Source organism: Streptomyces sp. NPDC054863 (genome assembly GCF_053610825.1).
This window is the reverse complement of record NZ_JBSGZD010000050.1, coordinates 1-20,805: the sequence shown is the minus strand read 5'-3', so window position 1 is coordinate 20,805 and position 20,805 is coordinate 1. Positions and strand designations below refer to the sequence as shown.

Annotated in this window: 22 protein-coding genes and 1 riboswitch; of the genes, 13 read left to right on the top strand and 9 right to left on the bottom strand. The window is 71.8% G+C overall.

Going from position 1 to position 20,805, the window contains the following annotated elements:
• Positions 1 to 30: 30 nt before the first annotated feature.
• Genes macS through ACWGIG_RS12650 form a run of 3 tightly spaced genes read left to right on the top strand, consistent with a single transcriptional unit; the run spans position 31 to position 3,084 of the window.
• On the top strand, positions 31 to 1,272 hold the full coding sequence (gene macS / locus ACWGIG_RS12660; RefSeq protein WP_453321552.1) for a MacS family sensor histidine kinase: 1,242 nt from the start codon (positions 31 to 33) through the stop codon (positions 1,270 to 1,272).
• Positions 1,269 to 1,976 carry a response regulator gene (locus ACWGIG_RS12655; RefSeq protein ID WP_453321551.1) on the top strand — a complete coding sequence of 236 codons (708 nt, stop codon included), beginning with the start codon at positions 1,269 to 1,271 and terminating at the stop codon, positions 1,974 to 1,976. The genes macS and ACWGIG_RS12655 overlap by 4 nt, the downstream gene beginning before the upstream one ends.
• A gap of 55 nt (positions 1,977 to 2,031) precedes the next feature.
• Complete coding sequence (locus tag ACWGIG_RS12650; protein ID WP_453321550.1) at positions 2,032 to 3,084, top strand: 6-phosphofructokinase; 1,053 nt, start codon at positions 2,032 to 2,034, stop codon at positions 3,082 to 3,084.
• A gap of 41 nt (positions 3,085 to 3,125) precedes the next feature.
• Here ACWGIG_RS12650 and ACWGIG_RS12645 read toward each other — a convergent pair whose 3' ends face one another.
• Together ACWGIG_RS12645 and ACWGIG_RS12640 are read right to left on the bottom strand one after the other, a co-directional pair.
• The gene (locus ACWGIG_RS12645; protein ID WP_453321549.1) at positions 3,126 to 5,048 is read right to left on the bottom strand and encodes an anthranilate synthase family protein; all 1,923 of its coding nucleotides are present in this window, start codon (positions 5,046 to 5,048) and stop codon (positions 3,126 to 3,128) included.
• 106 nt (positions 5,049 to 5,154) lie between these two features.
• The gene (locus ACWGIG_RS12640) at positions 5,155 to 5,223 is read right to left on the bottom strand and encodes a trp operon leader peptide (protein WP_453321568.1); all 69 of its coding nucleotides are present in this window, start codon (positions 5,221 to 5,223) and stop codon (positions 5,155 to 5,157) included.
• On the opposite strand from ACWGIG_RS12640, the gene ACWGIG_RS12635 reads away from it, so the two are divergent.
• The 3 genes from ACWGIG_RS12635 to ACWGIG_RS12625 all read left to right on the top strand — a co-directional run bounded on the left by ACWGIG_RS12635 (position 5,224) and on the right by ACWGIG_RS12625 (position 8,493).
• A complete protein-coding gene (locus ACWGIG_RS12635) occupies positions 5,224 to 6,723 on the top strand; it encodes a glycosyltransferase family 2 protein (RefSeq protein ID WP_453321548.1) in 1,500 nt (499 codons plus the stop codon).
• A 42-nt stretch (positions 6,724 to 6,765) separates the two neighbouring features.
• Positions 6,766 to 8,103 (top strand): class II 3-deoxy-7-phosphoheptulonate synthase, encoded by a 1,338-nt coding sequence (locus ACWGIG_RS12630; protein ID WP_453321547.1) that lies wholly within the window; start codon positions 6,766 to 6,768, stop codon positions 8,101 to 8,103.
• A gap of 153 nt (positions 8,104 to 8,256) precedes the next feature.
• On the top strand, positions 8,257 to 8,493 hold the full coding sequence (locus tag ACWGIG_RS12625; protein ID WP_453321546.1) for a (2Fe-2S)-binding protein: 237 nt from the start codon (positions 8,257 to 8,259) through the stop codon (positions 8,491 to 8,493).
• Between the two features lie 57 nt (positions 8,494 to 8,550).
• On the opposite strand, the gene bfr is transcribed toward ACWGIG_RS12625, so the two are convergent.
• Positions 8,551 to 9,033 (bottom strand): bacterioferritin, encoded by a 483-nt coding sequence (gene bfr / locus ACWGIG_RS12620; RefSeq protein WP_453321545.1) that lies wholly within the window; start codon positions 9,031 to 9,033, stop codon positions 8,551 to 8,553.
• A gap of 155 nt (positions 9,034 to 9,188) precedes the next feature.
• Between bfr and ACWGIG_RS12615 the strand changes: the two genes are divergently transcribed.
• Entirely contained in the window at positions 9,189 to 9,821 is a 633-nt protein-coding gene (locus tag ACWGIG_RS12615) for a sulfite oxidase-like oxidoreductase (RefSeq protein ID WP_453321544.1), read from the top strand.
• 19 nt (positions 9,822 to 9,840) lie between these two features.
• On the opposite strand, the gene ACWGIG_RS12610 is transcribed toward ACWGIG_RS12615, so the two are convergent.
• From ACWGIG_RS12610 to thiO, 6 genes are all read right to left on the bottom strand, one after another.
• Positions 9,841 to 10,347, bottom strand: coding sequence for a DUF4396 domain-containing protein (locus tag ACWGIG_RS12610; RefSeq protein WP_453321543.1), 507 nt, complete (start codon positions 10,345 to 10,347; stop codon positions 9,841 to 9,843).
• An 88-nt stretch (positions 10,348 to 10,435) separates the two neighbouring features.
• Positions 10,436 to 11,338, bottom strand: coding sequence for a deoxyribonuclease IV (locus tag ACWGIG_RS12605; RefSeq protein WP_453321542.1), 903 nt, complete (start codon positions 11,336 to 11,338; stop codon positions 10,436 to 10,438).
• Between the two features lie 64 nt (positions 11,339 to 11,402).
• Positions 11,403 to 13,307, bottom strand: a complete 1,905-nt coding sequence (pknB, locus tag ACWGIG_RS12600; protein ID WP_453321541.1) for a Stk1 family PASTA domain-containing Ser/Thr kinase — start codon at positions 13,305 to 13,307, stop codon at positions 11,403 to 11,405.
• A 208-nt stretch (positions 13,308 to 13,515) separates the two neighbouring features.
• Entirely contained in the window at positions 13,516 to 14,310 is a 795-nt protein-coding gene (locus tag ACWGIG_RS12595; protein ID WP_453321540.1) for a thiazole synthase, read from the bottom strand.
• Positions 14,311 to 14,314: 4 nt separating this feature from the next.
• The gene (gene thiS, locus ACWGIG_RS12590) at positions 14,315 to 14,539 is read right to left on the bottom strand and encodes a sulfur carrier protein ThiS (protein WP_453321539.1); all 225 of its coding nucleotides are present in this window, start codon (positions 14,537 to 14,539) and stop codon (positions 14,315 to 14,317) included.
• Entirely contained in the window at positions 14,536 to 15,729 is a 1,194-nt protein-coding gene (thiO, locus tag ACWGIG_RS12585; RefSeq protein WP_453321538.1) for a glycine oxidase ThiO, read from the bottom strand. The genes thiS and thiO overlap by 4 nt, the downstream gene beginning before the upstream one ends.
• Positions 15,730 to 15,753: 24 nt before the next feature.
• Positions 15,754 to 15,866, bottom strand: a riboswitch (TPP riboswitch).
• 49 nt (positions 15,867 to 15,915) lie between these two features.
• Between thiO and ACWGIG_RS12580 the strand changes: the two genes are divergently transcribed.
• The 6 genes from ACWGIG_RS12580 (at position 15,916) to ACWGIG_RS12555 (ending at position 20,777) form a co-directional block, all read left to right on the top strand.
• Positions 15,916 to 16,257: a hypothetical protein gene (locus ACWGIG_RS12580; RefSeq protein WP_453321537.1), complete on the top strand. Its 342-nt coding sequence runs from the start codon at positions 15,916 to 15,918 to the stop codon at positions 16,255 to 16,257.
• A gap of 67 nt (positions 16,258 to 16,324) precedes the next feature.
• Entirely contained in the window at positions 16,325 to 17,494 is a 1,170-nt protein-coding gene (locus ACWGIG_RS12575; protein ID WP_453321567.1) for an NAD(P)/FAD-dependent oxidoreductase, read from the top strand.
• Positions 17,495 to 17,556: 62 nt separating this feature from the next.
• Positions 17,557 to 17,922, top strand: coding sequence for an Rv2175c family DNA-binding protein (locus ACWGIG_RS12570; protein ID WP_362414775.1), 366 nt, complete (start codon positions 17,557 to 17,559; stop codon positions 17,920 to 17,922).
• 106 nt (positions 17,923 to 18,028) lie between these two features.
• Positions 18,029 to 18,688: a thiamine phosphate synthase gene (gene thiE, locus ACWGIG_RS12565; protein WP_453321536.1), complete on the top strand. Its 660-nt coding sequence runs from the start codon at positions 18,029 to 18,031 to the stop codon at positions 18,686 to 18,688.
• 112 nt (positions 18,689 to 18,800) lie between these two features.
• Positions 18,801 to 19,748 carry a methylenetetrahydrofolate reductase [NAD(P)H] gene (metF, locus tag ACWGIG_RS12560; RefSeq protein WP_453321535.1) on the top strand — a complete coding sequence of 316 codons (948 nt, stop codon included), beginning with the start codon at positions 18,801 to 18,803 and terminating at the stop codon, positions 19,746 to 19,748.
• Between the two features lie 69 nt (positions 19,749 to 19,817).
• Entirely contained in the window at positions 19,818 to 20,777 is a 960-nt protein-coding gene (locus tag ACWGIG_RS12555; protein ID WP_453321534.1) for a hypothetical protein, read from the top strand.
• The last annotated feature ends 28 nt before the right edge of the window (positions 20,778 to 20,805 follow it).

The window sequence follows — 20,805 nt, the reverse complement described above, 5'->3', positions numbered from 1 at the left end:
GCAAGGGGCGTCCGTCCAGGGGTGGGGGAAATGGCCAAGGCTCAGCGCGAGCGAGTCGTACGGATGTCGGTCGAGCAGCCGCTGTGGCGCGCGCTCACCGGCTACCGCGTGCTCACGATGCTCTATGCGGTGCTGCTGTACGTGTTCACCAGGGACGAGTTCGAACGCCCCTGGGTGGCGATCGCCTACCTGGCGGTGATGGCGGTGTGGACCCTCGCCACGCTCCCCAAGGTGGCGAACGCGGCCAGCTGCACCAAGGTCTTCCTCGGCGCCGACCTGACCGTCGCCCTCGTCGGCATCCTGCTCACGCCGCTGGCGAACTTCCAGGCGCAGCAGATCGACGGGCCGACCCTGCCGACCATATGGGCCGCCGGGTCGGTCCTCGCGTACGCCATCAAGGGCGGCTGGCGGTGGGCCGCCTTCGCCTCCACGCTGGTCGCCGCCGCGAACCTGATCGAGCGCGGCACCCCCAGCCGGGACACCCTGCACAACGTGCTCCTCGTGTGGGTCGCCTCCATCGCCATCGGGTACGTCGTCGAGGTCGCCCGTGCCTCCGAGCGCACGCTCGCCCGCGCCCTGGAGATCGAGGCCGCCACCCGCGAGCGCGAGCGCCTCGCCCGGGACATCCACGACAGCGTCCTCCAGGTGCTCGCCATGGTGCAGCGGCGTGCCAGCGCGCTGGGCGGCGAGGCGGCCGAGCTGGGCCGGATGGCGGGGGAACAGGAAGTCGCCCTGCGCACCCTGGTCTCCAGCGGCCTGATCCCCACCACACGGGCGTCCGAGGACGCCTCGCAGGGGGCGGTGGTCCGTGCCTTCGAGGTCGACGAGTCCGAAGGCCCCGGCGCCCCGAGCGGCCCGGTCGACCTGCGCTCGTTGCTCGCCCCGCACGCCGGCGCGAAGGTCTCCTTCGCGGAACCGGGCGCTCCGGTGCTCCTCGAACCCGCGGCGGCGATGGAACTGGCGGCGGCCGTCAGCGCAGCCCTGGACAATGTCCGCAGGCATGCGGGGGCGGACGCCCAGGCCTGGATCCTGATCGAGGACGAGCCGGCCGAAGTGATCGTGACGGTACGGGACGACGGACCCGGCATCCCGGAAGGGAGGCTCGCGCAGGCCGAGGGGGAGGGGCGCCTCGGCGTCGCCCTGTCGATCCGCGGGCGGCTGCGGGAACTCGGCGGCAGCGCCGAACTGCTCTCGATTCCGGGGCAGGGCACAGAAGTTGAACTGAAGGTTCCGCGAACGGTGCGGGAACCACGGGGGAAGACGAAACGATGAGTGAAGTGACCGAACAGCAGCAGACGCAAGCGGACCGGGACGCACAGTCGATCAAGGTGATGGTCGTCGACGACCACCCGATGTGGCGGGACGCGGTCGCCCGCGACCTGGCCGCCGCCGGATTCGACGTGGTCGCCACCGCGGGGGACGGCCCGCAGGCGGTGCGGCGCGCCCAGGCCGTCGTACCCGACGTGCTGGTCCTCGACCTCAACCTGCCGGGCATGCCCGGCGTGCAGGTCTGCAAGGAACTGGTCGGCGCCGACCCCAAGCTGCGGGTCCTGGTGCTGTCCGCGAGCGGCGAGCACGCCGACGTACTGGAAGCGGTGAAGTCGGGGGCGACCGGCTACCTGCTCAAGTCGGCGTCCACCGAGGAGCTGTGCGACGCGGTCCGCCGCACCGCCGTCGGCGACCCGGTCTTCACCCCGGGCCTCGCGGGACTGGTGCTCGGCGAGTACCGGCGGCTCGCCTCCGACCCGGTGCCCGTGGCGTCCGACGAGCCGAAGGCCCCGCAGCTCACCGACCGTGAGACGGAGGTGCTGCGGCTGGTCGCCAAGGGACTCTCGTACAAGCAGATCGCCGAGCGTCTGGTCATCTCGCACCGCACCGTCCAGAACCACGTCCAGAACACCCTCGGCAAGCTCCAGCTGCACAACCGCGTGGAGTTGGTGCGGTACGCGATCGAGCGCGGTCTCGACGACGCCTGAGTGGGCGCTCTAGCTTGGAGGGTCCCAGTGCTCGGCGCGGCGAAGGGACCAGCAGTTGAACACACACACTGCGACAAGGGTCGGAGTTCTGACCGGGGGCGGTGACTGCCCGGGGCTCAACGCCGTCATCCGCGCCGTCGTCCGCAAGGGCGTACAGGGCTACGGATACGAGTTCGTGGGCTTCCGGGACGGCTGGCGCGGCGTCCTGGACGACCACCGCACCGTGCGTCTGGACGTCGAGGCGGTCCGCGGCATCCTGCCCCGCGGCGGCACCGTCCTCGGCTCCTCGCGCACCAACCCCCTCACTGACGGCGAGGACGGCGTGCGCCTCATGGAGGCGACGATGGCCCGCCACGGCGTGGAGGCGCTGATCGTGATCGGCGGCGAGGACACCCTCGGCGTCGCTGCCCGGCTCTCCGGCGAGTACGGCATCAACTGCGTCGGCGTCCCCAAGACCATCGACAACGACCTCTCCGCCACCGACTACACCTTCGGCTTCGACACGGCCGTCTCCATCGCCACCGAGGCCATCGACCGGCTGCACACCACCGCCGAGTCCCACATGCGGGTCCTCGTCGTCGAGGTGATGGGCCGTCACTCCGGCTGGATCGCCCTGCACTCCGGGCTCGCGGGCGGCGCCAACGTCATCCTGGTGCCCGAGCGGCGCTTCGACATCGAGCAGGTCTGCGGCTGGATCACCTCGCGCTTCCGGTCCTCGTACGCCCCGATAGTCGTCGTCGCGGAGGGCGCGATGCCCAAGGACGGCGACATGGTGCTGAAGGACGGCACGCTGGACTCCTTCGGGCACGTACGGCTGTCGGGCGTGGGGGAGTGGCTGGCGAAGGAGATCGAGAAGCGCACCGGCAAGGAGGCCCGTACGACCGTACTCGGACACGTCCAGCGCGGCGGCACGCCGAGCGCCTTCGACCGCTGGCTCGCCACCCGCTTCGGACTGCACGCGATCGACGCGGTGCACGACGGGGACTTCGGGACGATGGTGTCGCTCCAGGGCACGGACATCGTGCGGGTGCCGATCGGGGAGGCGACGGCGAAGCTGAAGACGGTGCCGCCGGAGCTGTACGCGGAGGCGGAGGTCTTCTTCGGCTGACCGGCCGCCCCCGCTCCGCAGACCTCTCGGCAGACCTCTCCTCAGACCTCTCCGCGGACCTCTCCGCGGACCTCGGAGGGGCTGAGGAGTCCCGCCAGCAGTTCCGTCACCACCGCCGTGCCCCGCAGGCTCAGGACCGACTCCGGGTGGAACTGGACCGAGGCGAAACCGGGGCCGCGCAGTGCGTGCACCTCGCCCGAACCGGCGTCCTTGGCCACCTCGATGCCGTGCGCGCCCAGCTCCGTCGCCTCCGCCCCGTCGCACACCGCCGTGAAGCTGTTGTAGAACCCCACCGTCTCCGGCCGCCCGAACAGAGTGATCCGCTCCTGCGCCCCCTGGTACGGCGCCCGCTTGCGGACGATCTCCAGGCCCAGCTCCGCCGCGATCAGCTCGTGCCCCAGACACACCCCGAGCACCCCGCCCGCACGGTCGTGCCTGCTCAGCAGGGACGCCGTGAGCGCCCGCAGGAACCGCATCCTCGGGTCGGCCGCGTCGGCGGGATCGCCGGGCCCAGGACCCAGCACCACAGGGCCCGGGTGCGCGAGTGCCACCTCCCGCAGCCCCGGCTCGTCGTAGCGCCGTACGGACACCTCAAGACCCGACGCGCGCAGCACGTGCGCCAGCATCGCGGTGAAGGTGTCCTCGGCATCCACCACCAGCGCGTGTCCGGACAGGGTCTCGGCACGTTCCTGCATCTTCAGCCAGAACGGCGCCAGCTGTGCCCGCCGCCCGTCCAGCGCCGCCCGCACCCGTGCGTCGTCGGCCAGCAGGGGCCGCGCCGACTCCTCCCGCGGGCGTCCCCCGCGTACTCCCAGAGCGGTCAGCACCCCCGCCGCCTTGGCGTGCGTCTCGGCCACCTCGCCCGCCGGGTCCGAGCGCCGCACGAGGGTCGCGCCGACCGGCACCCTCAGCCGGCCGTCGGGGGAGATGTCGGCGGTACGGATCAGGATCGGCGAGTCGAGGGTCTGCGCACCGGACGCGTCGTGGCCCAGGAGGGCCAGGGCGCCCGCGTAGTAGCCCCGGCCGCCCACCTCGTGGCGCTCGATCACCCGGCACGCGTTCTGCACCGGAGAGCCCGTCACCGTCGCCGCGAACATCGTCTCGCGCAGCACCTCCCGCACGTCCAGCGAGCTGCGCCCCCGCAACTCGTACTCCGTGTGCGCCAGATGGGCCATCTCCTTGAGGCGGGGGCCGACGACCACTCCGCCCATGTCGCCGACGGTGCACATCATCTTGAGCTCCTCGTCGACGACCATCGAGAGCTCCTCGGTCTCCTTCGGGTCGGCGAGGAAGTCCAGCAGGCCGTCGGAGGTCGGCCCCTGGGCCGGGTAGCGGTAGGTGCCGCTGATCGGGTTCATCACGACCGTTCCGCCGGACATCCGCACATGCACCTCCGGGCTGGCGCCCACCAGCGTCCGGTCCCCGGTGTGCACGACATACGTCCAGTACGCGCCCCGCTCCCCGTCGAGCAGCCGCCGGAAGAGCGCCAGCGCGTCGGCCGCCGCGAACCCGGGGATCTCGCCCGTGTACGTCCGCCGGACGACGAAGTTCGCGCCCTCGCCCCGCCCGATCTCCTCGTCGACGACCCGTCGGACGATCGCCGCGTACTCCTCGTCCCCGACGTCGAAGCCGCCGGCCTCCACCCGCACGTCGTGCGCGGGCAGTGCGTCCAGCACGCCCTCAAGAGGCAGTTCGTACGCCTCGTCCGCGACCAGCACGCTCAGCGGCGTCCCGTCGTCGCGCACGTCGAAGCCGCGCTCCCTGATCTGCCGGAACGGTACGAGGGCGAGCGCCGGCCGGCCTGCCTCGCCCACCGGCAGGTCCGCGAGCCGCTCGGCCTCGCGCACCGGGCCGATCAGCACCTCGACGGTGTCCTGATCGCGGCCGGGCGTGCGGCGGCGCAGCAGCGCGAAGGGCGGGCAGGCGTCGTCGAGCAGCCTGTGCAGGAGTTTCTCGGGGAGCATCGGGGGTTCCTTCCGGGGCAGCGGGAGCCGGGAGGGAGGAACGGCCGTGGAACGCAGAAAGGCCGCCCTCCTGGGGCGGCCTGTGCGTCAGTGGATGTACGCGCGATCAGTGGGCCGCCGGATGAGCGGTCCACCACCAGTTCTGAATCCGGGTCGTCTGGGTCGTCGCGAACATGTGCCGCACCCTACCCCACCCACGACGTCGGCCGCGGTTCGAAAGAAGTTGCGCAAAACCCCTCCTGCCAGGGGCGCAAATGGCTTTAACCTCCGATCGGCGGCCCCGCGGAACCGGTGCGAGGGCTGCTCGGTCTTTCGGAAGGTGTGCCCTGTGGCTCCTCGCGTCAGTGTGATCGTTCCCGTGCGCGGAGGCACCGCGCACCACCACCTCGACAGGTGCTTCGGCTCCCTGCTCACCCAGACACTGGATCAGGAGCAGTTGGAGATCGTCGCCGTCGACGTTTCCGGGGGCGACAGCAGTGAGGCCCGCTGGCTCGACGCGTTCGCCCTGCACCGGGCGCACGTGCAGGTCGTCCGGTGCGACGGGGAGGACGCCCACGACGGGGCGGAGGGCCGCGGCGAGCAGCAGGGCGTCGCCGGTTCCACCGGCGACTACGTCCTCGTCCTCGACCCCGCCCACCACCTCGCCCCGGAGGCCCTGGAACGCCTCTTGAGGACGGCCGAGGAGGACGGCGCCGACACCGTCCACGGACGCAGCGCGGGCGGCGACGGCGGCCCCGGGGACGGCCCCTGCACCCTGCGCCGACGCACCTCCCCCGACGGCCCGGTCCCCGGCCCCGGCGCGCCCGGGGCAGGCGCCCGTACCGCCTCCGCCGTCACCGACTACGACTGCCACCACCCGCAGGACCACGACGCCGCGCCCGCCTCCCGCGTGGTGCTCCGGCAGACCCCGGCCGCCCCGGTCTGGGACGACGGCGTGCTCCTGCTGTCCGGCACGGCCTCCCTGTCGCACACCGCACCGGCGCCTCAAGAGGTGCAGCTGCTGCTGCGCACCGGCGGCGAGGGCGGCACCGAGCTCACCGTGCCCGCCGAGACCGGCCCCGACGGCGGCTACCGGGCGACGATCGACCCCGCCCGCGCCGCGGGCCCGCGGCTGCCGCTCACCGACGGCATCTGGACGGTACGGATCCGGGTCACCGCCGGCGGCCTCACCCGCACCGCCTGGCTGTGCGCCCCCGACCCGGTGCCCGCACCCGTTCCGTACCTCACCGGCGGCGGTTCGGCGCCCGTCGTCCCGGTCGCCGTCCACGCCTCCGTACCGCACCACCACCTCAACCTCGACGTCGGCGCCCGCCGCCACCCCCTGGGCGCGGACGCCCGGGCGGTCGTCACCCGCCGCTTCCTGCGCGCCCCGTACCTCACCGCCGCGGTGACCCTGCCGGGCTGCACGGGGCTGGTGGAGCTGGACCTGCTGCTGGGCCGGGGCGAGGAGCGGATCGTGCTCGAAGACCTGTCGGTCACCCGGCACCCGGGCGACCGGTTCACCGTGTCGGCGCCGCTGGGGGCGGCCGGGAGCGGCGAGTGGGAACTCCTGCTGCGGGTCGCGGCCGGGCCCTTCGTACGGGAACTGCCGCTCGCTCCCGCCGGAGGCGGCGCCGGTGCGTCCACGCTGACGGTTCCCGGCCATTGGCCGTGGATCCGGCGTCTCATTTCGTGAACGCGGCGCGGAGCACCGGGCCGTACCCCGTAGGCTGGCCGGGTGACCGTGAACGCGAAGACCCACACCTGGCGCGACCTTCCTGCGGCGCAGCAGCCCGAGTACCCCGATGCCGAGGCGCTGCGCGATGTTGTCGCGGACCTCGAATCGTATCCGCCGCTCGTCTTTGCGGGTGAGTGCGACCAACTGCGCGACCGACTGGGAGCCGTCGCCAAGGGCGAGGCGTTCCTGCTCCAGGGCGGTGACTGCGCCGAGGCCTTCGACGCGGTGTCGGCCGACCACATCCGCAACAAGCTCAAGACGCTCCTCCAGATGGGCGCCGTGCTGACGTACGCCGCGTCCGTGCCCGTCGTCAAGGTGGGCCGGATCGCGGGTCAGTACAGCAAGCCGCGTTCCAAGGGGACCGAGACCCGCGACGGCGTGACCCTGCCGACGTACCGCGGCGACTCGGTGAACGGCTTCGCCTTCACCGAGGCGGAGCGCGTCCCGGACCCCGAGCGCCTCAAGAGGATGTACAACGCCTCGGCGTCCACCCTCAACCTCGTGCGCGCCTTCACCACCGGCGGCTACGCGGACCTGCGCCAGGTGCACGCCTGGAACCAGGACTTCGTGAAGTCCTCGCCGTCCGGCCAGCGCTACGAGCAGCTCGCCCGCGAGATCGACAACGCGCTGAACTTCATGAAGGCGGCCGGGACCGACCCGGCCGAGTTCCGCACGGTGGAGTTCTACGCGTCGCACGAGGCGCTGCTGCTGGACTACGAGGCCGCGCTGACCCGCGTGGACTCCCGCACCAGCAACCTCTACGACACGTCGGGCCACATGGTCTGGATCGGCGAGCGCACCCGGCAGATGGACGGCGCGCACATCGAGTTCGCGTCGAAGATCCGCAACCCGATCGGCATCAAGCTCGGCCCGACGACCACGGGCGACGAGGCACTCGGCTACATCGACAAGCTGGACCCGGACCGCGAGCCCGGCCGGCTGACCTTCATCGTCCGCATGGGCGCCGACAAGGTCCGCGACAAGCTGCCCGAGCTGGTCGAGAAGGTCACCGCCTCCGGCGCCACCGTGGCGTGGGTGACGGACCCGATGCACGGCAACACCTTCGAGGCCGCGTCCGGTCACAAGACCCGCCGCTTCGACGACGTCCTCGACGAGGTCAAGGGCTTCTTCGAGGTCCACAAGGGCCTCGGCACCCACCCGGGCGGCATCCATGTCGAGCTCACCGGTGACGATGTCACCGAGTGCGTGGGCGGCGGCGACGAGATCTTCGTCGACGACCTGCACCAGCGCTACGAGACGGCCTGCGACCCGCGGCTGAACCGCAGCCAGTCGCTCGACCTGGCGTTCCTGGTGGCGGAGATGTACCGCGACCAGTAGGACCCTCGCGTACGCACGACCGTGGGGCACGGATCCATGTGATCCGTGCCCCACAGTCATATGCCGAGAAAGGCTTTTAGGAGCGGAGTCGGCCGGGTAAGGTTAGGTTTACCTGACTGAAGATCGACCTGGCTGAGGGATCGAGGTGTCCGCGTGTTCGTCTGCTCCTGCTTCGGCGTGACCGACCAGCAGATCAAGGCCCACGCAGCCGCCGGAGCATGCACTCCGCGCCAGATAGCCTCCGTCACCAAGGCCGGCACGGACTGCGGGAACTGCGTCCGTACGATCCAGGGCCTGCTGGGCCGGGGCGCGTGCCCCCGCCGCGACCTCATCGAGAATCACGAACTGGTGGCCGCGGCGGATCAGGTGGACCTCAAAGAGGCTGCCTAGGCAGCGGCTCGGCCGCCCAGGCAGAGGTGCGGCCGCTCAAGGAGCGGCGCGGCTCGCTCAGGCCCCGCTCGGCTGCTCGATCAACTGGGCGATGTAGAGCGGCTCACCGAGCTTCTCCACCAGCTCCAGCTGGGTGTCGAGGTAGTCGATGTGGTGCTCCTCGTCCGCCAGGATGTCCTCGAAGATCTTGCAGGACGTGATGTCGCCCTTGCCCCGCATGACCTCGGCACCGCGCTTGAGGCGGTCGATCGCCTCGGCCTCGATCTGACGGTCGGCCTGGAACATCTCCGTGACGGTCTGGCCCACGCGGACGTGGAAGAGCCGCTGGTAGTTCGGCAGGCCGTCCAGGAACAGGATGCGGTCGGTCAGCACCTCGGCGTGCTTCATCTCGTCGATCGACTCCGCCCGCGTGTAGGCGGCGAGCTTCGTCCAGCCGAAGTTCTCCTGCATCTTCGCGTGGAGGAAGTACTGGTTGATCGCCGTCAGTTCGGCGGTCAGCTGCTCGTTGAGAAATTCAATGACCTCGGGGTCGCCCTGCATCGCTGGGGCTCCTTCCAGGGGTGTGGCCGGGCAGATTGCGCGCATCCTCGCACCGCCCCTCCGGACCCGTCCAGTAAGTGCATGCTTAGTAGGAGTTGCCCGAATCGGCTCAGACCCGGTCATGACCACCCTCCGCTGTCTGTCACCATGGAGGCATGGGTCAGCCGGAAAGCCGGGAATACCGCGAAATCGAGGACTCCGAGCTTCCGCCGGGACAACGGCTGCAGCGCGGCTGGCCGGTCACCCACTACGGGCCCGTCCCCAAATTCAAGCCCGAACGCTGGGAGTTCCGCGTCTTCGGCGCCACCGCGGACGGCGAGAAGCACTGCTGGACCCACGAGGAGTTCTCCGCGCTGCCGTTCTCGACGGTCGTCGCCGATCTGCACTGCGTGACGAAATTCAGCATGGTGGGGGCCGAATGGGGTGGCGTGGCCGCCCGTACGGTCCTGGAACTCGCCCCGCCCGCCCCGAACGTCACGCACGTCATGGTCTGGGCCGAGTACGGCTACAGCGCCAACGTCCGCATCGAGGACTTCACCTCCGAGCGCACCATCCTCGCCACGCACAAGGGCGACGATCTGCTCACCGCCGAGCACGGCTTCCCGCTGCGCCTGGTCGTACCGCACCTGTACGCCTGGAAGGGCCCCAAGTGGGTCCGCGGCATCGAGTACATGACGGCGGACCGCCGCGGCTTCTGGGAGGAGCGCGGCTACCACAACATCGGTGACCCCTGGCGCGAGCAGCGGTACTCGTACCAGGAGGAGCCGGGCGACGGCCCCGAGCTGTAGCAGCCGCGAGGCGTGCGGGTCAGTGGTGGTACCGGTGGACCACCGCGTGGCCCTTGCCACGGCCGATCATCCACCTGTTGACGGGCGTGGTGATCACGAAGGCGATTCCGAGGGCCGCCGCGAGCACGCCCCAGAAGATCCCGTCCGACAGGTGGGCGTCCATCGCGCCCGGCCAGAAGGCGATCACTCCATTGTCGATCAGCTCCATCACGGCGATCGACAGGGTGTCGGCGGCGAGGGCGACCTTGAAGGCGGTACGGAAGTCCACGCCCGCCTTGAGGATGCCGCGCAGCGTCAGCGCGTAACCGAAGAAGAACGCCAGCACGATCGCCAGGATCATCGTCGCTGCGTTGCCCCAGCCGAGCGCGGTGCCGATCACCATGCCGAGCACCTCGCCGATGGCGCACCCGGTGAGGCAGTGGAGGGTGGCCTGTGCGGCGGCGCCCCAGGTGACCTTGGAGCCCTTGTGGTCGCCCGCTTCGTGCCCGTGGTGCCCGTGGTGCGCGTGCGTCTCGTGGTGCTGCACGGTGTGCCCTCCACTCGGATGGCGGTTCCTGTCGATGACAGGAACCGTATACCCCCTAGGGGTATTCCTCAAGAGTGCTGGGGAGGCCTCAGAACGCGCGCAGCTCCTTCAGCCGGGCCACGTCCGCGGCATGCCCCTCCTTGCCGCCGGGCGTCTCGATCACCAGCGGCACCCCCTCGGTCGCCGGGTGCGAGAACAGCTCGCGGAACGGGTCCTCACCGATGTGACCTGCGCCGATGTTCTCGTGGCGGTCCTTGTGTGCGCCGGTGACGTCCTTGGAGTCGTTGGCGTGGATCAGCTTGAGCCGCCCCTCGCCGACGGTGTCCACCAGCAGGTCGAGGGTCTGCTTCATGCCACCGGGTCCGGCCAGGTCGTGCCCGGCCGCGAAGATGTGGCAGGTGTCCAGGCAGACGCCCAGCCTGGGGTGCGAGTCCAGCGCCTCGAAGTACGGGCCGAAGTCCCAGGTCCGCGAGCAGAGCGAGAAGCCCTGGCCTGCCGTGGACTCCAGGAGGAGGTACGGGTCGTCGTCGTGGGTCAGCTCGTCGAGCAGCGGCAGCAGGTGGGTGCGCACCTGCGCCAGGGCCTCCGCGCGCGGCCGTCCGCCGGTCGCCGAACCCGTGTGCACGACGACCCCGAGGGCGCCGATCTCACGGCCCCTGCGCAGCGAGTGGCGCAGCGACTCCACGGACTTCTCCACGGTCGCCTCGGTGTGCGAACCGAAGTTGATCAGGTACGGGGCGTGGACGTACGCCGGGATCCGCTCCGCGGCGCAGGCGGCCCGGAACTGCTCGTCCTGCGCCGGGTTCCCGGCCGGGGTCGCCCAGCCGCGCGGGTTGGCCACGAAGACCTGGACGGCTTCGGCGCCCATCTCGCGGGCGTACGGCAGGCCGACCTTGGCGAGGCCGCCCGCGACGGGGATGTGCCCGCCGACGGGGTTGCGGGACGCCGGGAGGGCGGCGGGGAACTGGGTGGGGGTATCTGCGGTGCTCATCACCCTCCAGGATGCCGCACCCCTCGGACAGCCCCGGCCGGCGGACCCGCCGGGAAGCCCGCCGCTACAGGACCTTCGTCGTGATGGTGATCGTGCTGCCCTCGGGAGCCTGCTCGCCGCCCGTCACCGACTGCTTGTCGATCACTTTGCTGAAGGACAGGAACGGCCGCTCCACCTCGACCTCGAAGCCCGCCTCTTCGAGGAGGCGCCTCGCCTCCTCCGAGTGTGTGCCGAGCACATCGGGCACCGGGATCATCCGGGGGCCCTTGGAGACGGTGAGCGTGACGCGCTCGCCCTCGCCGAGCCGGGTGCCCGCGGCCACCGACTGGCGGCCCACCTTGCCCGCCTCCGCCGGGGAGTTGACCTGCCCCGGCGCGACGTCGACCTTCAGGCCGAGACCTTCGAGCCTGCTCCTGGCGTCCTCGACGCTCTGCCCGGTCACCGACGGCATGTCCACCGGGGAACCCTTGCTGACGACCATCGCCACCGCGGAGTCCGGCGACCGGCCGGTGCCGGCCGCGGGGTCCGTACTGATCACCGCGCCCCGCGGGACGTCCTCGCTGAAGGCCCTGGTGACGACGCCCGGCGCGAGCCCCGCGTCCTTCAGCTCACCCCTGGCCTTCGCCAGCGGCATCCTCCTGAGGTCGGGGACCTTCACGATCTCGGGGCCGCGCGAGAGGACCAGCGTCACCGAGCCGTTGGCGCGGATCTGCTCGCCGGGCGCCGGGTCGCTGTCCATGACGGTGCCGCGGGTGACGGTGTCGCTGAACTTCCGTTCCACGCCCTTCACGTCGAGGCCGGCGGCTTCCAGTTTCTTGCGGGCGTCCTGCTCCGACTGGCTGAGCAGCGGCGGGACCTGCGTGAACTGCCCGGAGCTGATGTACCAGACCCCGGCGCCGAGACCGAGCGCCAGCAGGACGGCGGTCACCAGGGCCACCAGAGCGCGCCGCGAAGGCATCGGCCGCCGCTGCTGCCGTACGGGCTCGGGCCCGTCCGGCAGCGGCATCAGCAGCCGGCTGGTGTGCTGCTCGGTGGGCAGGCTCCGGGGGATGACACTGGTCCGCTCCTCGGGACCGGTGCTCGCGGTCTCCTTCGCCTGCGGAGGCACGACGTCCAGCTGCTCGTCGTCGAGAGCGGCCCGCGCGGTCCGCGCCTGCCCCAGCAGCTCGACCGCGTCGAACGGACGGGCCGCGGGGTTGCGCGCCGTCGCGCTCGCCACCAGCTCGTCGAGGGCCGGGGCCAGCCCGGGCACGGCGGCGGACGGCGGCGGCACGTCCTCATTGAGGTGCTTGTAGAGCACCTGGGCGGCGGTACCGCCGGAGTGCGGCTTGCCGCCGGTGAGCATCTCGTACAGGACCACTCCGCAGGCGTACACGTCGGCGCGGGTGTCGGTGGTGCCGTGCTCGATCTGCTCGGGGGCGAGGTAGGAGACCGTGCCGAGGACGGACCCCGTCGTGCTGGTGACCGTGTCCACGGCGCGTACGAGACCGAAGTCGGCGACCTTCACCCGGCCGTCGTCCCCTATCAGGACGTTCTCCGGCTTCATGTCGCGGTGCACGAACCCGGCCCGGTGCGCGGCGCCGAGGGCGGCCAGCACGGGCTCCAGGATGTCGAGCGCGGCCCGCGGCTGGAGCGCGCCGCGCTCGCGCAGCACGTCGCGCAGGGTGCAGCCCGCGATGTACTCCATCGCCAGGTAGACGTAACTGCCGTCGGTGCCCTGGTCGAAGACGCCCACCACATTGGGGTGCGCGAGGCGGGCGATGGACTTGGCCTCGCGGATGAACCGGTCGACGAAGGAGTCGTCGGCGGCCAGCGAGGGGTGCATCACCTTGAGCGCGAGCACGCGGTCGAGGCGGGTGTCCACGGCCCGGTAGACCGTGGCCATCCCGCCGACGGCGATGCGTGCCTCGACGCGGTAGCGGCCGTCGAGCAGCTGCCCGACGAGGGGGTCCTGGAGGGTCGTGTCCACGGAGGGAGTCTACGAGCCGGTAGGGGCGGGTCGGGCGTGGATGTGCGTGCCGCGGCTGTACTGAAGCCGAGCTGTGACGGCCGGGGGCCCGGGGCGGCCCCCGGCCCCGGGGCGGCCCCGGCCCCGGAACCCCGGGCCGGTCCGTAGGAGCGGGTGCGTGGGGGCCGGCCGCGCAGTCCCCGCGCCCCTGAACGCGTGGCCCCCGCTCTCAGAAGGCGGGCCGCTCCGGGTCCAGCCGTGCCAGGCCCTCGCCCGGCGACGACGCCTCCGCGAAGTGGCGGCGGGGGATGCGCCCCGCCCGGTGGGCGAGACGGCCCGCCTCCACGCCGCGGCGCATCGCCTCCGCCATCAGCTCCGGCTCCTGCGCCCGCGTCACCGCCGAGGCGAGCATCACACCCGCGCACCCCAGCTCCATCGCCAGCGTCGCGTCCGACGCGGTCCCCGCCCCCGCGTCCAGGATCACCGGCACTCCGGCCCGCTCCACGATCAGCTCGAAGTTGTGCGGGTTGCGGATGCCGAGCCCCGACCCGATCGGCGAGCCCAGCGGCATGACCGCCGCGCAGCCCACGTCCTCCAGCTTCCGCGCCAGCACCGGATCGTCGTTCGTGTACGGGAGCACGGTGAAGCCGTCGTCGACCAGTACCTCCGCCGCGTCGAGCAGCTCGACCGGGTCCGGCAGCAGGGTCCGCTCGTCGGCGATGACCTCCAGCTTCACCCAGTCCGTGCCCAGCGCCTCGCGTGCGAGGCGGGCCGTGAGCACGGCCTCGCCCGCCGTGTAGCAGCCGGCCGTGTTGGGCAGCACCCGGATGCCCAGCCTCTCCAGCACGGACAGCACGGAGCCCTGCACGGACGGGTCGAGCCGCCGCATCGCCACCGTCGTCAGCTCGGTCCCGGACGCGACCAGCGCGCGCTCCAGCACCTCCAGGCTGGGCGCGCCGCCCGTCCCCATGATGAGCCGGGACGAGAAGCCGGCGCCGCCCAGTTCGAAGAGATCGTCCGCCATGCCGTCAGCCTCCCTGGACCGCGGTGAGTACTTCGACGCGGTCGCCCTCGGCGAGGGCGGTGGCCGCCCACCGGCCGCGCGGCACCACTGTCTCGTTGAGCGCGGCGGCCACGCCCGCGTGCGCGCGCGAGAGCGTCGCGACGAGGTCGCCGAGGGTCGTACCGGCGGAGACCTCGCGTCCCTCGCCGTTCACGAAGACGTGCACGGAAACGTTCACCGGGGTGCTCATGCGGGCTGCTCCTGTCGTTCCTGTCGTTCTCGCTGCACGGGTGCGGAGGCGAAGCGGCGCGGGGTGAACGCCCGCGCTTCCTCGGGGAGTTCGCCGGTGGTCAGCACGTCCGCCATGACGTCCCCTGTGACCGGCGTCAGCAGCACTCCGTTGCGGTGGTGGCCGGTGGCGAGCAGCAGCCCGGGCAGGAGGGTGGGCCCGAGCAGCGGGGCGTTGTCGGGGGAGCCGGGGCGCAGTCCGGCCCGGGTCTCGGTGAGCGGCAGCTCGGTGATGCCGGGGACCAGCTCGTGGGCGTCGCGCAGCAGCTCGTAGACGCCGCCCGCCGTGACGGTGGTGTCCCAGCCGAGCTCCTCGGAGGTCGCGCCGACGACCAGCTCGCCGTTCTCGCGCGGCACCAGGTAGACGTGGCTGCCGCGCACCACGGCGCGCACCGTACGGCTCAGGAACGGCGCGTACGCGGGCGGCACCGTCAGCCGCAGCACCTGGCCCTTGACCGGGCGCACCGGCACCAGCACCTCTGGAGGCACCCCCGCGAGCCGCCCGCTGAGCGAGCCGGCGGCCAGTACCACCTGGTCGGCGACGACCTCGGTGCCGTCGGCCAGCAGTGCGCCCGCAGCCCTCTCCCGTACGACGGACAGCCGCTCGGCCGTCGTGCGGTGCACAACCACCCCGGCGCGCCCGCAGGCCGCCAGAAGGGCCGCTGCCAGCCGCCTCGGGTCGATCTGGTGGTCGCCGTCCACCCGCAGTCCGCCGCGCACGCCCGGCGCGAGCATCGGCTCCAGGCGGCGGCATTCGCGCCCGCTCAGCCACTCCGACTCCAGGCCGGACTGCCGCTGCAGGGCGTGCAGTTCGCGCAGGTGGGCCCGGTCGTCGGCGTCCAGGGCCACGGCGAGAGTGCCGCACGCGCGGTAGCCGGTGTCCTGGCCCGAGGCCTCCTCCAGCTCCGTCACGAAGTCCGGATAGCGGCGCGCGGAGGCGAGATTGAGGCCGAGCAGGGTCTGCTCGCCGTAGTGGAGCTCGGTGACGGCGGCCAGCATCCCGGCCGCCACCTGTGCGGCGCCGCCGCCCGGTGCGGGGTCGGCGAGCGCGGTGCGCAGACCCCGCTGCGCGGCCCGCCAGGCCGTGACGAGGCCGATGATCCCGCCGCCGATCACCAGGACGTCGTACGGCCGTTGCTCAGAAGTCTGCATGTGCTCAGAAGGATCAGAAGTCCGCATGGGCGTCCAGCCCCTCCCTTCGCCGGCATGACCCGGATCAGGTTCGTACGGTCGGAGGCCGGTTCAGCCTCCCTCTCAGCCCGGTCCGCCGGGCTCCCGTGAGTGCTTGTACGGTGACCAGACTAGTCCTTGGGTTCAACAGACTGTGAGGGAGCACCCGTGCCCCGTTCGCTCGACGGGCTCGTCCTCGCGCCGGTCGCCGACCAGGCCCCGGGGCAGGTCGGCACCCGCACCCGCTTCACGTACCACGAGCAGGGCGGCCGGATCTGGGCCGAGTACGCGGGCGGGGACGTCGTGCGCGGGCATCTCGTGGGCACGCGCACGGGCGACCGGCTCGACTTCAGGTACGTACAGCTGAAACAGGACGGATCGACCTCGTCCGGACATTGTCTGTCCCTGGTCACGCTGCTCGCGGACGGCCGCGTTCGGCTGGCGGAGAGCTGGGCATGGGAGTCCCAGGAGGGCAGTGGCACGAGCGTCGTCGAGGAACTCCCTTCCTGACGGAGTGTCAGATACGTAAGGTGGTCGGGTGAGCGAGCAGAAGCGAATCGTCGTCGTCGGCGCGGGAATGGCCGGGGTGCAGACCGCCGTGGCCCTGCGGGAGCAGGGTTTCGGCGGCCGGATCACCCTGATCGGTGCCGAGCCCCACCCGCCGTACGACCGGCCGCCGCTGTCCAAGGCGGTGCTGCTCGGCAAGGCCGAGGGCTCGGCCTTCGAGGTCGACTTCGAGGCGCTCGGCGTCGAGCTCCGGCTGGGGCTCGACGTCACCGGGGTGCGTCCGGCGGACCACGAGATCGACACCCTCGCCGGACCGGTTCCGTACGACGTGCTGGTCCTCGCCACCGGAGCGGACCCCCTCACCCTTCCCGGCACCGCCGGCGCCCCCGGCATCCACCTGCTGCGCACCCTCGACGACGCGCGGCGGCTGCGCCCGGTGCTGGACGCGCAGCACGACGTGGTGGTGGTCGGCGCGGGCTGGATCGGCGCCGAGTTCACCACCGCCGCAAGGGAAGCGGGCTGCACCGTCACCGTCGTGGAGGCCGCGGACCGGCCGCTCGCCGGGACGATGCCCGCCGAGATCGCCGCCCCGATGGCCGCCTGGTACGCCGAGGGCGGCGCCGAGCTCCTCACCCACGCGCGCGTGGCGTCGGTGGAGCCGGGCGCCGTGCTCCTCGCCGACGGCCGCCGCATCCCGGCCGGCGCCGTCCTCGTCGGCATCGGTGCCAGGCCCGCGACGGACTGGCTGGCGGGCTCCGGCATCGAGCTCGGTCCTGACGGCTCCGTCACCGCGGACGCACACCTGCGCGCCTCCGTCCCCGACGTGTACGCGGTCGGGGACTGCGCCTCCTTCCCGTCCGGGCGCTACGGCACCCGGCTGCTCGTGCACCACTGGGACAACGCGCTCCAGGGCCCTCGCACGGTCGCCGCGAACATCCTGGGCGGCGCCCCGCTGGCCTACGACCCCGTGCCGTACTTCTGGTCCGAGCAGTTCGGCCGCTTCGTGCAGTACGTCGGCCACCACGCGGACGCCGACGAGATGATCTGGCGCGGCGAACCCGCGGGCCCCTCCTGGTCGGTGTGCTGGCTGCGCGGCGGCGCCCTGGTGGCCCTGCTCGCGGTGGGCCGCCCGCGCGACCTGGCGCAGGGACGCAAACTGGTGGAGGCGGGGGCCGCGCTCGACCCGGCGCTGGCCGCCGATCCTTCCGTACCGCTGAAATCGGCCGTACGGAAGCCGTAGGAAATCCCCCGCCCGGACGGGCCCGGGTACCGGCTGTCGGTCCCAGATGGCACGCTTGTCCTGTGACCGAGATTGACGCAAAGATCGAATCCCTCGTCCCCGCCTGGCTCTACCTCCCCGACATCGCGGAGATGCTCGACCTGGAGGTGACGAAGGTGCGGCAGCTGGTGAAGGACGGCCAGCTCATCGCCGTGCGGCGCGGTGAGAACCGCTCGCTCCAGGTGCCTGCCGCCTTCCTCGACGGCAACCAGATCGTCAAGGGCCTGCCCGGGCTCCTGACGGTCCTGAAGGACGACGGCTTCTCCGACGCGGAGATGCTGGAATGGCTCTTCACCGCCGACCCGACCCTGCCCGGCACCCCCGCGCAGGCCCTGAGCGAGAATCGCGGCACGGAGGTGAAGCGCCGCGCCCAGGCGCTCGCCCTCTGACACGCCGCACCACATCACGGCGGTGTGCGGTCCGCCCTGCCGAGCGGAGCGCACACCCGCCGCCGACCGACGGGGGACACCCCGCCGCCACGGGGGGAACCGCACCATGCCCACGCCCAGCGCGCAGCTCGCCGACGCCCGGCTCTACCTCTGCACGGACGCCCGCAAGGCGCAGGGAGACCTCCCGGCGTTCCTCGACGCGGTGCTGTCCTCCGGCGTCGACATCGTCCAGCTCCGCGACAAGGGCATGGAGGCGGGCGAGGAGCTGGAGCATCTGGCCGTCCTCGCCGACGCCTGCCGCCGGCACGGCAAACTCCTCGCCGTGAACGACCGTGCGGACGTGGCGCACGCCATCGGCAGCGACGTCCTCCACCTGGGCCAGGGCGACCTGCCGGTCCCCGCCGCCCGCGCGATCCTCGGATCCCGCAGCGACGACGTCCTGATCGGCCGCTCCACGCACGCCGAGTCCGAGGTCGACGCCGCCGTCGCCGAGCCGGGCGTCGACTACTTCTGCACCGGCCCCTGCTGGCCCACCCCCACCAAGCCCGGCCGGTACGCACCCGGCCTCGCCCTCGTGCGGTACGCGGCCTCGCTCGCCCAGCCGCGCCCCTGGTTCGCCATCGGCGGCATCGACGCGCACAACCTCGACGAGGTGCTGGCCGCGGGCGCCCGCCGCGTCGTGGTCGTCCGCGCGATCACCGGGGCGGCCGACCCGGCCGCCGCCACCGCCGATCTGGCCGAGCGGATCAGGTCGTACGACCGGTAGGCACCGGGCGTGGGCCGGATAACCGTCCGAAGGGTGGACAAGAAACCGGCATAACGGACCTTTGTCGCCCGGGTGGTTGGGGGTGCGGCACGCCCCTGGCTAACCTTCCGCCATGGCCCTTGGCACAGCTTCCACCAGAACAGACCGCGCCCTTACGGTGCGTGAGCTGCTGGAGACCGGAAAGACGTCGTTTTCCTTCGAATTCTCGGCCCGCAGGACCGCGAAGGGTGAGCAGAACCTCTGGAACGCCCTGCGCCGTGTCGAGGCGGTGGCCCCCAGCTTCGTCTCCGTGACCTACGGAGCGGGCGGCTCCACCCGAGAGGGCACCGTCAAGGCCACCCAGAAGATCGCCTCCGACTCCACCCTCACGCCCGTCGCGCACCTCACCGCCGTCGACCACTCGGTCGCCCAGCTGCGCAACATGGTCGGGCAGTACGCCGACGCCGGGATCCGGAACATCCTCGCGGTGCGCGGCGACCCGCCCGGCGACCCGATGGGCGAGTGGGTCCGTCACCCGGAAGGTGTGACGTACGCCTCCGAACTCGTCGCGCTCATCAAGGAGTCCGGCGACTTCTGTGTAGGTGTCGCCGCATTTCCCGAGATGCACCCGCGCTCGGACAGCTGGGATTCCGACATCCGCCACTTCGTGGAGAAGTGCCGCGCCGGTGCCGATTACGCCATCACGCAGATGTTCTTCGATCCGGAGAGCTATCTGCGGATGCGGGACCGCGTTCAGGCGGCGGGCTGCGACACCCCGATCATCCCCGAGGTGATGCCTGTCACGCTGGTCAAACAGCTGGACCGGCTTCCGCAGCTCAGCAACGCGCATTTCCCCGACGCCGTGAAAGAGCGCATCCTCGCGGTCAAGGACGATCCGGCCGCTGTACGCTCCATTGGCATCGAGTTCGCCACCGAGTTCTGCGCGACGCTGCTTGCCGAAGGTGTACCGGGAATGCACTTCATCACGCTGAACAACTCGACGGCGACACTTGAGATCTACGAGAATCTCGGACTGCACGACACACACGGCCAGGCGTCGGCGCCGAAGCCGTCGTCTTAGCAGTCACCACAGTTGTACTCGCGCCGCCGAGTCCACCAGGGGATCCGCGGCAGCAGGAGAGGGGCGTACATGGGCTGGACGGTCCTCTACATCGCATTCGGCGTCGTCGCGCTGTGGCTGCTCGGCGAAGTGCTGTTGCAGTACAAGGCGCGGCTGCGCTGGCGGGTGCTCGCCTTCGCGGGCTTCTCCGTCGTCGTGGTCGGCGTGCTGCTGCCGTCCGTCGTGGTGATCGCGGCGGGCGCCGTGGCCTTCGCCGTCGGCCAGACGTACGTCACGCTGTCCTTCCGCCGCGGCTTCTCCACGGGCTGGGCGATCGGCGGCAACCCGGGCGGCAGCAAGCGACGCAGGGGCGGTGCGGGCGAATCCGCCGCACAGGAGCCGACATTGCAGGTCTCGGACCTGGAGTACGGGGCGCAGGAGCGGCCAGGCGCCGGTTTCGACGCCGCGCACAGCTTCGACGGAGCACCGGGTTACGACGGAGCACCCGGTTTCGACGGAGCACCCGGCTTCGGCGGAGCGCCCGGCTTCGACGCCCCGGGGCAGCACGGCACGGTCGGCCACCTTGACCCGCAGACCGCGGTCCACGAGCCGCAGCCGGTGCCCGACGAGACCGGCAGGTACGGGATCTACGACTCCTCGGCCCCCTTTGCCGCGCCACCGGCCGCCGCGCCCCAGACACAGGGATTCGACGACTTCGGCAGCGGGTCCTACCCCGCCTACGACCCGCAGGGCGGCCAGAACCACGACACCGGGGCCTACGCGTACGACGGCGGGCAGCAGCAGTACGCCGCCTACTCCGACCCGTACATCGGCACCCAGCCCTACGGCAGCGGCGAGTACGACTCGTACGGCGGCCAGCAGCAGTTCGCCGGCGGCTACGGCGAGAACTACAGCGAGACGCCGCCGGGCGGCGTGTGGGTGCCGCACCAGCGCGACGGCGATCAGCCGCTCGGCCCCGAGGCGCCGCAGCAGCCGGCCGGTTACCCGAACGGCTACGACACCGGGGCGAACGGCCAGTACCGGTACTGACCTTCCGCCCCGGTCACCACGACGACGC